The organism is Knoellia sp. AC549 (assembly GCF_979258975.1).
Window position 1 is genome coordinate 719,043 of the sequence record NZ_OZ409890.1, and the last position, 12,805, is coordinate 731,847.

At 69.2% G+C, this 12,805-nt stretch carries 11 protein-coding genes and 2 pseudogenes; 4 read left to right on the forward strand and 9 right to left on the reverse strand.

Annotation, left to right across the window (positions count from 1 at the left end; genetic code table 11):
- Positions 1-2 precede the first annotated feature (2 nt).
- Positions 3-3,104, reverse strand: a complete 3,102-nt coding sequence (locus ACZZ98_RS03425) for a pullulanase X25 domain-containing protein (RefSeq protein WP_463514956.1) — start codon at positions 3,102-3,104, stop codon at positions 3-5.
- 162 nt (positions 3,105-3,266) lie between these two features.
- On the opposite strand from ACZZ98_RS03425, the gene ACZZ98_RS03430 reads away from it, so the two are divergent.
- On the forward strand, positions 3,267-3,929 hold the full coding sequence (locus ACZZ98_RS03430; protein ID WP_463514957.1) for an LmeA family phospholipid-binding protein: 663 nt from the start codon (positions 3,267-3,269) through the stop codon (positions 3,927-3,929).
- A gap of 9 nt (positions 3,930-3,938) precedes the next feature.
- Here ACZZ98_RS03430 and ACZZ98_RS03435 read toward each other — a convergent pair.
- Positions 3,939-4,791, reverse strand: a pseudogene (locus tag ACZZ98_RS03435) (tRNA pseudouridine synthase A).
- A gap of 93 nt (positions 4,792-4,884) precedes the next feature.
- On the opposite strand from ACZZ98_RS03435, the gene ACZZ98_RS03440 reads away from it, so the two are divergent.
- Complete coding sequence (locus ACZZ98_RS03440) at positions 4,885-6,909, forward strand: PQQ-dependent sugar dehydrogenase (protein ID WP_463514958.1); 2,025 nt, start codon at positions 4,885-4,887, stop codon at positions 6,907-6,909.
- Positions 6,910-6,948: 39 nt separating this feature from the next.
- Positions 6,949-7,251, forward strand: coding sequence for a DUF2087 domain-containing protein (locus ACZZ98_RS03445; protein WP_463514959.1), 303 nt, complete (start codon positions 6,949-6,951; stop codon positions 7,249-7,251).
- Between the two features lie 122 nt (positions 7,252-7,373).
- Here the strand turns inward: ACZZ98_RS03445 and rplQ are convergent, their stop codons facing one another.
- The 7 genes from rplQ to infA form a co-directional block, all read right to left on the reverse strand.
- The gene (gene rplQ / locus ACZZ98_RS03450) at positions 7,374-8,105 is read right to left on the reverse strand and encodes a 50S ribosomal protein L17, sunset domain variant (RefSeq protein WP_463514960.1); all 732 of its coding nucleotides are present in this window, start codon (positions 8,103-8,105) and stop codon (positions 7,374-7,376) included.
- A 29-nt stretch (positions 8,106-8,134) separates the two neighbouring features.
- The gene (locus ACZZ98_RS03455) at positions 8,135-9,175 is read right to left on the reverse strand and encodes a DNA-directed RNA polymerase subunit alpha (protein ID WP_380085604.1); all 1,041 of its coding nucleotides are present in this window, start codon (positions 9,173-9,175) and stop codon (positions 8,135-8,137) included.
- A gap of 208 nt (positions 9,176-9,383) precedes the next feature.
- Positions 9,384-9,992, reverse strand: a complete 609-nt coding sequence (gene rpsD, locus ACZZ98_RS03460) for a 30S ribosomal protein S4 (protein ID WP_009775925.1) — start codon at positions 9,990-9,992, stop codon at positions 9,384-9,386.
- Positions 9,993-10,021: 29 nt separating this feature from the next.
- On the reverse strand, positions 10,022-10,426 hold the full coding sequence (gene rpsK, locus ACZZ98_RS03465; protein WP_009775926.1) for a 30S ribosomal protein S11: 405 nt from the start codon (positions 10,424-10,426) through the stop codon (positions 10,022-10,024).
- Positions 10,426-10,803 carry a 30S ribosomal protein S13 gene (gene rpsM, locus ACZZ98_RS03470; protein ID WP_009775927.1) on the reverse strand — a complete coding sequence of 126 codons (378 nt, stop codon included), beginning with the start codon at positions 10,801-10,803 and terminating at the stop codon, positions 10,426-10,428. Before rpsM ends, rpsK begins: the two co-directional genes overlap by 1 nt.
- Before the next feature lie 230 nt (positions 10,804-11,033).
- Entirely contained in the window at positions 11,034-11,147 is a 114-nt protein-coding gene (gene rpmJ, locus ACZZ98_RS03475; protein WP_009775928.1) for a 50S ribosomal protein L36, read from the reverse strand.
- Positions 11,148-11,242: 95 nt separating this feature from the next.
- On the reverse strand, positions 11,243-11,464 hold the full coding sequence (infA, locus tag ACZZ98_RS03480; RefSeq protein ID WP_006946284.1) for a translation initiation factor IF-1: 222 nt from the start codon (positions 11,462-11,464) through the stop codon (positions 11,243-11,245).
- A gap of 668 nt (positions 11,465-12,132) precedes the next feature.
- Between infA and ACZZ98_RS03485 the strand changes: the two are divergent.
- Positions 12,133-12,795: pseudogene (locus ACZZ98_RS03485) on the forward strand (lysostaphin resistance A-like protein); the annotation flags it as partial.
- Positions 12,796-12,805 lie beyond the last annotated feature (10 nt).

Genomic DNA, 12,805 nt, shown 5'->3' on the forward strand with positions numbered 1-12,805 from the left:
GGTCAGCGGCTGGTGACGGTCGTGCGGTGGGTCGCTGAGTCGTAGACGAAGTTCGTCGTCGCCCCGTCGCTCGGAACGGTCACGCTCATCTCGGCGCCGTCGCGGGTGCCTCCCTCGCCGTAGTTCTCGGCCCACAGCTGGTCATGGGCGATCTTGAACGAGTACGTGCCGGCGGGAATCTGCGTCGTCGCCCAGGTGAAGACGCCGTCGCCGTCCTTGTCCTGCAACCAGGGGCGCATGCAGTCAGGGGCCCAGATCGCCGGACACCCGAGCGCGGTCTGGAAGGTCCCCGGCGCGGTGATGATCTCCGTCTGCTCGTCCGAGGTGCCCCAGTGGGTGCGCGGGTCGTAGAAGAAGGTCACCGTGCCATCCGGAGTCTCATAGGAGATGTTCTCGCTGCCACCACCGTCACCGTAGGACTCGGTCCACGAGCGGTCGTGCGCGACCTTGTAGGAGTAGGGGCCGGGGGCGATGGTGAACGTCTTCTTCCAGATGAGGTCGTCCTGGTCCAGGGTCAGCTGGGCCTGGTCGCAGTCGGGCGCCCAGTCACCGTTGACCCCGAGGTTGGACGGGCAGCCCATCTCCGAGTTGTGCGTGCCCGGCACCGACACCGCGGTCGGCTGGGTCGGCGGCGGGTCACCGATCTCACCCTCCGTCGAACCGCCCGCCGACTCCGCGACCACCGAGGCCCAGGTGCCGTCCGCGGCCACCCGGCCTGCTGCGTCACGGACGACCGCGCGGTACTCGAGAACCGAGCCGAGCGGCATACCGGCCACGTCGTGGAAGACCCTGAACGGGGCGTTGTCGTCGGTCCCGATGGAGCGCCACGCGGACGTCCCGACGGGGCGGTAGAGGAAGGTCGTCTGCGCGAAGGTGCTCGCCGACACGTCGGCAGCCACCTCGGCTCGACCCGACACCGTCGAGTCGGCGCCAGCGGTCAGCTCGACCGTCGGTGCGGCACCCGTCGTGGAGATCGCCTTGTTGGCCCGCCAGACGCTGACCGTCAGCGGCGGCACGCTCACCTTGACCGAGCCGTCCGCAGCCGGCTTGACCGCCGTGTCCGTGCCGGAGACCGGCGTGAACACGACGCCCTTGCCCTTGCTCCAGGTCGGGAACGTCGCGGACGCAGCCTTCTCGTCGTTGTTGGCGGCCACGATGTACTCGACCTTCTGACCCGCGTCGATCCGGGAGACGGCGAAGATGCCGGCGCCTTCGGCCGAGTGGCGGTTGACCTGGGCACCGTCCGCGAGCGCGGGGTGCTTCGCTCGAACCGCCGAGAGCGCCTTGATGTGCGCGTAGAGCGGGTGCGTGGTGTCGTAGCGGTCGCGCGAGCCCTCGGGCCCGGCGAGCACGTCCTCGGTGTTGTAGACGTCGACCTTGCTCGCGAACATGTCCTCGCGGGCGAGCTGGTCGCCGCCGGTGCCGACGAAGCCCTGCTCGTCGCCGTAGTAGGTCACCGGGTTGCCACGCGTGGCGAACATGAGGGAGTCGGCGAACTTCACGCGGGCGAGGTGCTCGGCCTCGCTCGAGACGCCCTCCTTGAGGAACATCGCGGCGCGGCCCATGTCGTGGTTCCCGAGGAACGTCGGCAGCTGGTAGGCGTTGCTGTCGGCGTCGGTGTACCAGTCGTCCTTGGCGAAGAAGTCCGCGAGCGCGCCGGCCGGCTTGCCCTTGGCGAAGTCGATGCCCTGCTGCTGGAAGCCGAAGTCCAGGGTGGCCTGGAGCTTGCCGCGAGTCGTGTACTCGGACATGACGGCGGGGTTGCCGTCGTAGACCTCGCCGAACGCGAAGAAGTCCGGGTTCTTCTTGGCGGCGTGGCCGAGCAGGTCGGGCATGAACTTCTGCCAGAACTCGAGGTTGACGTGCTTGACGGTGTCGATGCGGAAGCCGTCGATGCCGAAGTCGACCCACTGCTTGTAGATCTCACCCATCCCGTCGACGACCTCGGGACGCTCGGTGAAGAGGTCGTCGAGGCCGATGAAGTCGCCGTAGGTCGAGGACTCGCCGGCGAAGGTCGAGTCACCGCGGTTGTGGTACATCAGCGGGTCGTTGAGCCAGGCGGGGGTCTTGGCGTCCTCGTCGCCCGGGCGCAGGACCGGGGTGTAGGGGAAGGACGTCGCCGGGTCCATCTCGGGGAAGGTCTTGTTGACGTAGTCGCGGTCGTCGAAGGCCGTGCCCGAGGCGTCCTCGTAGGGGAAGTTCTTCTTGGAGCGGTAGGTGTACTGCTGCTCCTCGTAGTCGATGACGTCGGCGGTGTGGTTGGTGATGATGTCGAAGAAGACCTTCATCCCCTTCTTGTGCGCCGCGGCGATGAGCGTCTTCATCTCCTCGTTGGTGCCGAGGTGCGGGTCGATCTGGGTGAAGTCGGTGATCCAGTAGCCGTGGTAGCCCGCGCTCTCCTCGCCCGGCTTGCCCTGCACCGGCTTGTTCTTGAAGCTCGGCGTGAGCCAGATCGCGGTCGTGCCCATGCCCTTGATGTAGTCGAGCTTGTTGATCACGCCCTTGAGGTCACCACCGTGGTAGAAGCCCTTGTGCGTCGGGTCGAACCCGGTCGTGAGCGGCCCGCCGGTGAGCCCACCCTTGTCGTTGGCGGTGCTGCCGTTGGCGAACCGGTCGGCCATGAGGAAGTAGAAGCGTTCCTTGGTGAGCGGGGAGCGCAGCGAGCTCTTGGCCAGTGCGGCGTCGGCGGGCGTCGTGCTGCCGGAGAGGTTCTGGGGCGTGACGCTCACGAGGTGGGTCACGTCGTCGTAGGTGAACTTCAGCGTGGCCGGTCCCTCGAGGACGAGCGGGATGTCGGCACCGTCGAGCGCACCGTTCGCGCCGTAGTTGACGGCCCACGAGTCGTTGATCGCGACCTTGAACGCGTAGTTCCCGGCGGGGAGCCTGAACGTCTTGCTGTATGCCGTGGTGTCCCCGACCCGGGTCAGCTCGCTGGCGCTGCACTCGGGTTGCCAGTCGGCGGAGCACCCCAGCTCGGTCTGGAGCGAGCCGGCGAGCGCGACCGACGTCGTCTCGGCAGCAGCGGGAAGCGCGGCCCCCACGAGCGGGGTGACGGCGACGGCGGCCCCGGCCAGGACGGCATACAGGCGGCGTGGACTGGGCATCGTTGCTCCTCCGAGGTGGCCGCGGCGCCACCGTTGGCGCGCGGACGTGAACTGGAGTGGAGGCTATCTGCGTAAACGCTTTACATGAAGCCCAGCACCACCCCTTGTGTGCCCGAGACCACGACGGGGCGTGGGCTCAGGCACACAGGGCAGGATGTGGGGGTGAAGCAGTTCGTGCTGGGCGCAGTCACCATGCTCACGGCCCTGGTCGTCGCCGCCCTCGTGCTCGTGTGGTCCGTGGGCAGTCCGGGGTCGGGAGCCGACGTGCCCGCCCCGACCGCGAGCGCCGCCCCACGGCCGTCCGCGCCGACGGACCTGACCAGCGGCGAGACCTGGCTCGGCGACGTGCGCCTGACGAGCGCCCAGGTGGTCACGGGCGACGGCGGCCTGCGTGACGTCACCGCGATCGGGTCAGCAGTGAGGTTGGACGAGAACGGCCTGCGTGCCGGACGCCTCGACATCGACGCCCTGCTCCCCTTCGAGTCAGCCGCCTCCCAGATCGGTGACGGGGTGACCCTGTATGCCGCCGACGACGGGCTCGCGGGCCTGCGCCGCCGGGTGAGTGTGCTGGGTCGCGACGTCGAGGTGCGCGCGACGGGCGCGGTGCGTGCCGTCGACGGCCGGCTCGTCATCACGCCCGAGACGATCGACCTCGACGGGCCCGACTGGCTCGACTCGGCCGCCTCGACGATCGTGCGGCAGCTCGTGACGATCAGGCACACGGTCCAGGGCGTCCCTGAGGGCATGGCGCTCACGGCAGTGTCCGTCCAGGCCGAGGGGTTCCGTGCCCACCTGCGCGGCGACGACGTCAGCATCACGCGCTGAGGGTGAGGATCAAGGTTCGGGGTCGAGGGTGCGCGTGGCCCGGGCCTCCACCGCGCGAGCGGCGAGGTCCGCGTCCGCCGGATAGGTCACCTCTTCGAGCGAGAGCCCCTGCGGCGGCATCACCGTGACGCGTGGGTCACGCGCACCCGCGGCGAGCACCTCGGCCGGGAACCCGACCTCGGCCCGCCCCAGCCCCACAGGAACGACCGACCCGACGAGGGCGCGAACCATGCTGTGGCAGAACGCATCTGCGACGACTGTTGCCTCGACCGTGCCGTCGGCTGCGCGCTCCCACGAGTAGTCCAGCAACGTGCGCACAGTCGTCGCGCCCTCACGCTTCTTGCAGAAGGCCGCGAAGTCGCGCAGCCCGGTGAGGCGCCCGGCAGCCGAGTCCATCGCCTCGACGTCGAGCTCATCCTTGACGAGCACCGTGTCCCGTCGACGCAACGGGTCGAGCGTGCCGGGGCGGTCACAGACCCGATAGAGGTAACGCCGCTGCGACGCCGAGAACCGTGCGTCGAAGCCGGCCGGCGCACGTGAGACGGCCCGCACCACCACGTCGGACGGGAGTATGCCGGCCAGTCGGGTTCTCGCCGCCTCCTCGGGTGAGCGGGACGACCGACCCGGCAGGACGGCATACAGGGCTGCGTCGACGTCGGCGTGGGCAACCTGGCCGCGGGCATGGACGCCGGCGTCCGTGCGCCCAGCGACAGTGAGCCGCAACGGTTCCGGCGCACGGAGCAGAGTTGTCAGGGCCGCCGACAGCTTCTCCCTCGACGGTCCGCCGGCCCGGTTGCGCGGCCCATCCCGAGAAGTCCGTCCCGTCGTAGGCGAGGTCGATCCGCACGCGCAGCGACGTCATGGGTCCGCAGCCTAGGCCACGCGCTCACGGCCAACACCCTGCTGTGGCCGTGCAGCGGATGCGCGAGCCCCGGGGCACGGTTACGCTGCCGACATGGGGCGGTACACGCGCATCCTTGTCGTCGGCGCTCTTCTTGCCGGGACCGCTACGGCGACCCTGGCCCCCGGAGCGGCGTATGCCGGTGCGCCGCCTCGGAGTGTGGAAGCGACGGATGCGGCGCTGGCTGCGGCGGCCGAGCCAGCCTCCCGCCTCACCACGGTCGCCAGTGGGCTCGCCCTCCCATGGGACGTCGCCCCCCTGCCGTCCGGCGAGGTGCTGTTCACCCAGCGCGGCGGAGCCACGAGGATCATCCGCACCAACGGAGCCGTCCAGACCGTCAGCACCGCTCAGCCCGACCTCTTCGTCGGGTCGGAGTCCGGCCTCATGGGGCTCGTCATCGACCCCGGCTTCGCCACGAATCGGACGTACTACACCTGCCAGGCGTACCGCGGCAGCGGCACCTCCGCCGTCGACATCCGCGTGCTGCGCTGGGTGCTCGCGGCCAGCGGTGCCTCGGCCAGCCGCAGCGGCTCACCGGTCGTGACCGGCATCCCGGTCACCAGTGGGCAGCACGGCGGTTGCCGGTTGCGCTTCGCCGCCGACCGGACCCTGCACGTCGGCACCGGCGACGCCATCGTGGGCACGAGCCCGCAGGACCTCGGCTCTCTCGGCGGGAAGACCTTGCGCGTCAGCAGCTCCGGCGCCGTCCCGAGCTCCAACCCGTTCTCCTCACGAGGGGGCAACGCCGCGAAGGTCTGGACCTACGGCCACCGCAACGTCCAGGGCCTGGCGCTGCGACCCGGGACCAGCGAGATGTGGAGCGCCGAGCACGGCCCGGATGTCGACGACGAGGTCAACCGGCTGGTCCCCGGCCGCAACTACGGGTGGGACCCCGTGCCGGGCTACAACCAGAACGTTCCGATGACCGACCTGGCGAAGTTCCCCTCGGCCGTCCCGGCCCGCTGGCGGTCCGGCCGCCCGACTGTCGCCACGAGTGGCGCGACGTTCCTCACCGGCAGCCGGTGGGGCCGCTGGGAGGGTGCGCTCGCGGTGGCGGAGCTGAAGAACTCCGGTGTGCGGGTGCTGTCGCTCACGCCCGACGGCCGGGTGCGAGGAGACGAGCAGGTGGACTCACTGGACGGCTCCGTGGGACGGATCCGCACCGTGCAGTCGGCCGCCAACGGCTCGATGTTCGTGAGCACGAGCAACGGCAGCGGCGACAGGGTGCTGCGCCTCGACCCGACCGCGACGCCGCAACCCTTCACGTCCGGGCTCGACGTCTCCCCCAGCGGAGTGTCGGCGGTCGTGCGCAACGGCGCCGTGACGGTGTTCGTGCGGGCGACCGACGGGCGGGTGTGGCACACGACGCAGGCCCTCGCCGGCGGGGGCTTCGGCGCCTGGCAGGTGGTGCAGGGCACCATCACCTCGGCCCCGACGGCAGTCACCTGGGGCGGCTCGCGGGTCGACCTCTTCGCCCGTGGCCCAGCAGGCACGCTCGTGCACACCTACAGCAACGGTGGCACCTTCGCGCCGTGGGGCAACCTGGGCGGCTCGATCCGGGGCGCACCCACGGCGGCGTCGTTGTCGTCCGGAACCCTGGACGCGGTGGCCCGCAGCGGCGATGCGCTGTGGAGGATCCGTTGGGACGGCACTCGGTGGACGTCCTGGTCGACGATCCACGGAGGGGTGAGCAGCGCACCGGCGGCCGCCGCCGACCGGACCTCTGGCACCGTGCGGGTGCTCGCGCGAGGCCGTGACGGCCGCCTCTGGGACAGCATCCTCACCAGCACCGGCACCCGCCGCGGCTGGGCCCCCGTGGGCTCCCGGCAGACCTCGTCGGCCCCGGCGGTCACACCGGGCTCGGGTGTGGTGCTCACCCGCAACGGGGTGACCCCGGTGGTGGCCATCGGCTCGTTCGTCACTGCGATCGGTGGCGAGCTGACCGGCGCCCCGGCGGTCGCCTCGCGGGGCACGAACAGCTGGGTGGCGTTCGGTCGCGGCAACGACGGCGCGCTGTGGACCTACGACGGACGTCCCGGTCGGCACACCTGGTCACGCGTCGGCGGTGCACTCGGCTGAGCGTCGCGCGATCAGCGTCTGGTTCATAGACTTCCACCCATGGACCGGCCCCATCTCACTTCGGCGCTCGAGCGGCGAGACGCCGTCCTGCGCGCGTTCGTCGGCGCCGACGGACGGCTCGCCTCCATCCCGACGAGGATCACCAAGCGGCTCGTCGTGCTCGACCTCGTCGCTCAGGACTTCGCCCTGGGCGAGATCTACCCGGAGTCGACCCTCAACGAGATCCTGCGACGGCGCCACCCCGACCACGCGGCACTGCGCCGCTACCTTGTCGAGGAGGGCTTCCTCGACCGTCGGGACGGGACCTACTGGCGCTCCGGCGGGACGGTCGCGCTCGACTGAGTCGCCGAGTTCGACTCACCGACTGGGCTCGCGTGCCCAACCGATCCGGACGGACGGCATGCGAAAGGGCCGTTCACCTCGTCGAGGTGAACGGCCCTTTGCGCAGTGCCGTGGAGCGGAGGTCAGGCGTTGTCGTCCTCGACCTGCTGCTTGTCCTCGCCACCGGCAGGCTCGAAGCCGGCTGCCTTGGCGTCGTCCGCCGAAGCGAACCAGAACTCGGCCTCGGTCTGGTCGAACCACTGCGAACCCTCGACGTGGTACTTGCCGGAGTCGGCGTTGCCCTTGACCGAGTAACCCTCGGGTGCGGAGCCGTCCTCGTTGGAGGCGACAGCACCCTTCGGCAGCTCGACTGCGGCAGCGTCCTCGGTGGCCTCGGTGGCTGGCGCGTCCGTGGCCTCGGTCTCGGTGACCTCAGCCTCGGCCTCGGCAGCCTTGGACTCCTTGACGGCACGCTTGGTCGCGCCCTCGGCCTCCTTGACGGTGGCCTTCCTGGCGACGGGCTCGCGGACGAGCTCGATGACCGCCATCGGGGCGTTGTCGCCCTTGCGCGGGCCGATCTTGGTGACGCGGGTGTAGCCACCCTGGCGCTCGGCCATGTCCGGTGCGATCTCGACGAAGAGGCGGTGGACGACGCCCTTGTCGCGGATGACCGTCATGACCCTGCGCCGGGCGTGCAGGTCGCCACGCTTGGCGAAGGTGACGAGGCGCTCGGCGAGCGGGCGAAGGCGCTTGGCCTTGGTCTCGGTGGTCGTGATCGAGTCGTGCTCGAACAGCGACGTCGCGAGGTTCGCCAGGATGTGACGCTCGTGAGCCGGTCCGCCTCCGAGACGGGGACCCTTGGTGGGCGTAGGCATGTCTTTATCTCCTAGTGGTTAAGTCAGCGTCAGAGCTGCTCGTCCTCGGCGAACGACGCGTCCTCTGCGTCGTCGGCGTCGGCGAAGCTGAACTCGTCGTCGTAGGAAGCGATCTGGCTCGGGTCGAAGCCGGCGGGGCTGTCCTTCAGGGCCAGGCTCATACCGTGCAGCTTGGCCTTGACCTCGTCGATGGACTTCTGACCGAAGTTGCGGATGTCGAGCAGGTCGGCCTCACTGCGACCGACGAGCTCACCCACGGTGTGGATGCCCTCGCGCTTGAGGCAGTTGTAGGAGCGGACCGTGAGGTCGAGGTCCTCGATCGGCAGCGCCAGGTCGGCAGCGAGCGCGGCATCGGTGGGCGAGGGGCCCATGTCGATGCCCTCGGCCTCGACGTTGAGCTCCCGGGCAAGGCCGAAGAGCTCGACGAGGGTCTTGCCGGCAGAGGCGAGCGCGTCACGAGGGGTGACGGCCTGCTTGGTCTCGACGTCGAGGACGAGGCTGTTGAAGTCGGTGCGCTGCTCGACTCGGGTCAGCTCGACCTTGTAGGTGACGTTGAGGACCGGGCTGTAGATGGAGTCGACCGGGATACGGCCGATCTCCTGGTCACCGGACTTGTTCTGCTGCGCCGAGACGTAGCCGCGACCGCGCTCGACGGTCAGCTCCATCTCGATGCTGCCCTTGTCGTTGAGCGTCGCGATGTGCAGGTCGGGGTTGATGACCTCGACGCCGGCCGGCGGAGCGATGTCCGCGGCGGTGACGGCGCCGGAGCCCTGCTTGCGCAGGTACATGACCACCGGCTCGTCGTGCTCCGAGGAGACGACCAGACCCTTGATGTTGAGGATGATCTCGGTGACGTCTTCCTTGACACCGGGAATCGTGGAGAACTCGTGGAGGACCCCGTCGATCCGGATGCTCGTCACGGCGGCACCGGGGATGCTCGAGAGCAGGGTGCGGCGGAGCGAGTTCCCGAGCGTGTAGCCGAAGCCAGGCTCGAGGGGCTCGATGACGAATCGGCTCCGGTTCTCGGAGATGACGTCCTCAGAGAGGAGTGGACGCTGTGCGATGAGCACGGTGATTTTCCTTCCCACGGGCGACCGCTATATGACGCCTCGTGAAACTGCCGGGTCGGCCCGGCCATCCAGGTCACCTCTGTCTGTGACCTGAACATGAGCGTGGGTATGCCGGTACGCACCTGGGTGCGCACCGCCCCGACCTATTGCGCTTTGTGGTCCGCTCGCTGGAGCTCGCCGACCACAAAGCGCAATACGTCGGGTTCTGTCAGTTCTTCGAGTAGAACTCGACGATGAGCTGCTCGGTCAGGATCGAGTCGATCTGCGCCCGGATCGGGAGCGAGTGGATCAGGATCTGGAGCGAGCCCGGGACGACCTGCAGCCACGCCGGGGTCGGGCGGTCGCCGAAGGTCTCACGCGCGAGCTGGAGCGGGAACGTCTCCACCGACTGCTTGCGCACGGTGATGATGTCGTACTGCTCGACGCGGTAGGACGGGACGTCGACGCGCTTGCCGTTGACCTCGAAGTGGCCGTGCGTGACGAGCTGACGCGCGGCACGACGGGTGCGGGCCAGGCCCGCGCGGTAGATGACGTTGTCGAGTCGCGACTCGAGGATCGTCAGGATGTTCTCACCGGTCTTGCCGGGGCGGTTCGCCGCTTCCTTGTAGTAGCGGCGGAACTGCTTCTCCATGACGCCGTAGGTGAAGCGGGCCTTCTGCTTCTCCTGCAGCTGGGTGAGGTACTCCTTCTCCTGCATCCGGCGACGGCCGTGCTGGCCGGGCGGGAAGGGACGGAGGTCGAAGTTCTTGTCGCCGCCCACGAGGTCGACGCGCAGACGACGCGACTTCTTGGTGATGGGGCCGGTATAACGAGCCATTTTTCCAGTTCTCTTTCGGTCTCAGGCGCTCAGACGCGGCGGCGCTTGGGCGGGCGGACACCGTTGTGCGGTGAGGGCGTGACGTCCTGGATCGAACCGACCTCGAGACCGGCAGCGGTCAGCGAGCGGATCGCGGTCTCGCGACCCGAACCCGGGCCCTTGACGAAGACGTCGACCTTGCGCACGCCGTGGTCCATCGCACGACGGGCAGCAGCCTCGGCGGCGGTCTGTGCGGCGAACGGGGTGGACTTGCGCGAGCCCTTGAAGCCGACCTGGCCGGCGGAGGCCCAGGCGATGACGGCACCGGTGGGGTCGGTGATCGAGATGATCGTGTTGTTGAACGTCGACTTGATGTGGGCCTGGCCCACGGGAACGTTCTTCTTGTCCTTGCGGCGCACCTTCTTGGCGCCGGCCAAACGGCCCTTGGGAGGCATTACTTACCAACCTTCTTCTTGCCGGCGACGGTGCGCTTCGGGCCCTTGCGGGTGCGCGCGTTGGTCTTGGTCCGCTGACCGTGGACGGGCAGGCCCGAACGGTGACGGCGACCCTGGTAGGACCCGATCTCGACCTTGCGGCGGATGTCGGCCTGGACCTCACGGCGGAGGTCACCCTCGACCTTGAGGTTCTCGTCGATCCAGTCGCGCAGGGCGACGAGGTTGACGTCGGTGAGGTCCTTGACGCGGACGTTGGGGTCGATGCCGGTGGCGGCAAGGGCCTTCTGCGAGCTGGAGCGCCCCACACCGAAGATGTAGGTCAATGCGATCTCGACGCGCTTCTCGCGCGGCAGATCGACTCCTTGGAGACGTGCCATCGTGTGATGGTTCCTGTTCTGGGATTCCGGAGGTCTGGTGCAGTCGCCGGTCCGGCACTCTTGTCCGGTCCTCGGCCTCCGGGCCGAGGGTGACGTCCCGCGCTCACCTCTGACAGGTGACGGACACGGGGGTCGGGCGCTGCGTTCTCAGTCATTCACTTGTGCGTGTGCTCGAAGGCTGTGGCCTCGTGCAGAACTCCGACGGGACGGTCAGAGTTGGTCTTCTGGGATCAGCCCTGGCGCTGCTTGTGGCGCGGGTTCTCGCAGATGACCATGACCCGACCGTTGCGGCGGATCACCTTGCACTTGTCACAGATCTTCTTGACGCTCGGCTGAACCTTCATTGCCTCTGCTGTCTTGTCGATCCTCCCGACACGGCGGAAGCCGCACGGGTTCTTGCTGGGGTGCTGCAGAAGCTACTGCCTACGGATCAGACCGGTCAGCGGTAGCGGAAGACGATGCGGCCTCGGGTCAGGTCGTAGGGGCTGAGCTCCACCACCACGCGGTCCTCGGGGAGGATCCGGATGTAGTGCTGACGCATCTTGCCCGAGATGTGCGCGAGCACCTTGTGACCGTTGGTGAGCTCGACGCGGAACATCGCGTTGGGGAGCGCTTCAACGATGGTGCCCTCGATCTCGATGACGCCGTCCTTCTTGGCCATACCCTCTCAATCCGTTGCTGGTCCCACCCTGGGTGCGGCGCGAGGCCACCAGTGAAACCATGGAGATGCGGCTCGTGCTGTTCAAGGCATGCGTGAACACACGAGACCGACGCTCCATCCTACGGGAGCACGCGCTGAGCACGAAATCGATGTATGCCGTGCTGCGGGCCTGCGGACGTGCGTGGCCTCCCTCGGTCGCTCGGGACTGCAGGCCCGTGAACCCAGCACCCGGCCCGATGCCGGCTCGGCCGTGCGTGACAGTGAGACTTGACGGCATGAACGTGCGCATCGCCGTCGTCGGGGATCCCGGCCTGGAGCGGAACCAGCAGTCGCTCTCGCGGGCCCGAGCCCTGTCCGTGGACGCCGCCGCAGACCTGGAGTGGTCGCCGTTCGCCCCCTGGGAGCTGGCGGGCGGGCGGCTCGACGGGTTCGACGCCCTCTGGCTGATGGCCTGGCCGCAGGACGCGCAGTCCGAACCGGTCCGCCGAGCCGCGTGGGTGGCCCACCAGCAGGGCACCGCGGTCGTCGTCTCTCCCAGCGAGCCACCTCGGTGGTTCGTCGAGCTCGCCCGGCAGCGGGCGGCATACCGGATCCGCGGCCAGGTCGAGCGGACCAGAGCCGCCGAGCTCGAGGCGGCCGAGCGCGAGCCGCGGCCCTACGTCCATCAGATGCGTGGCCCGCGTCACCGCTGGTGGCGGCCACTCGTCGCCCTGGCCGTCGCGGTCGCCGTGGCGTTGGTCTGTCTCGTCGCCCTGCTCGTGCCCAGCGGGCTCAGCGGCCTCCTGGACAGCGAGGAGGCGCTCGTCGACCCGCTGAACCCGTGGGCAGCCCTGGTCACCAACCTCCTGCTCGCCAGCCTCATCCCGGCGACTCTGATCGGCCTCTGGGCGGGCTTCCGGCGGAGTCCGTGGCGGGTGCTGTCGGTGGCCGGGCGTCTGCGGTGGGGGTGGCTGGGCTGGTGCGCCCTCGTCGTCACCCCGCTGTGGGCGGCCTACCTCGCGGTGAGCTGGGTCGTGTTCGACCAGGAGGTGCTCGACCGGCCTAACCACTGGGTGGCGCTCATCGTCGTCACGCTGCTCACCACTCCCCTGCAGGCGGCAGGTGAGGAGCTCGCCTTCCGGGGCGGCCTCGTCCAGGGAGTCGGAGCGTGGTTCCGCTCCCCCGTGGTGGCCCTGGTCGTCACCGCCGTCCTGTCGACGGCCTTCTTCGCGGCCGCCCACGGGTCCGCGGATCCGTGGATCGTCATCGAGCTCGGCTCCCTGGCGGTCGCCGGTTGCTGGTTGGCGTGGCGCACCGGCGGCCTCGAGGCCGTCATCGTGCTGCACGTGGTCAACAACCTGC

Excerpts from the sequence above, each read along its gene's own strand:
- ACZZ98_RS03425 (WP_463514956.1), bottom strand. The coding sequence starts at position 3,104 with ATGCCCAGTCCACGCCGCCTGTATGCCGTCCTGGCCGGGGCCGCCGTC.
- ACZZ98_RS03440 (WP_463514958.1), top strand. The coding sequence starts at position 4,885 with ATGGGGCGGTACACGCGCATCCTTGTCGTCGGCGCTCTTCTTGCCGGG.
- ACZZ98_RS03445 (WP_463514959.1), top strand. The coding sequence starts at position 6,949 with ATGGACCGGCCCCATCTCACTTCGGCGCTCGAGCGGCGAGACGCCGTC.
- rplQ (WP_463514960.1), bottom strand. The coding sequence starts at position 8,105 with ATGCCTACGCCCACCAAGGGTCCCCGTCTCGGAGGCGGACCGGCTCAC.
- rpsD (WP_009775925.1), bottom strand. The coding sequence starts at position 9,992 with ATGGCTCGTTATACCGGCCCCATCACCAAGAAGTCGCGTCGTCTGCGC.
- rpsK (WP_009775926.1), bottom strand. The coding sequence starts at position 10,426 with ATGCCTCCCAAGGGCCGTTTGGCCGGCGCCAAGAAGGTGCGCCGCAAG.
- rpsM (WP_009775927.1), bottom strand. The coding sequence starts at position 10,803 with ATGGCACGTCTCCAAGGAGTCGATCTGCCGCGCGAGAAGCGCGTCGAG.
- rpmJ (WP_009775928.1), bottom strand. The coding sequence starts at position 11,147 with ATGAAGGTTCAGCCGAGCGTCAAGAAGATCTGTGACAAGTGCAAGGTG.
- infA (WP_006946284.1), bottom strand. The coding sequence starts at position 11,464 with ATGGCCAAGAAGGACGGCGTCATCGAGATCGAGGGCACCATCGTTGAA.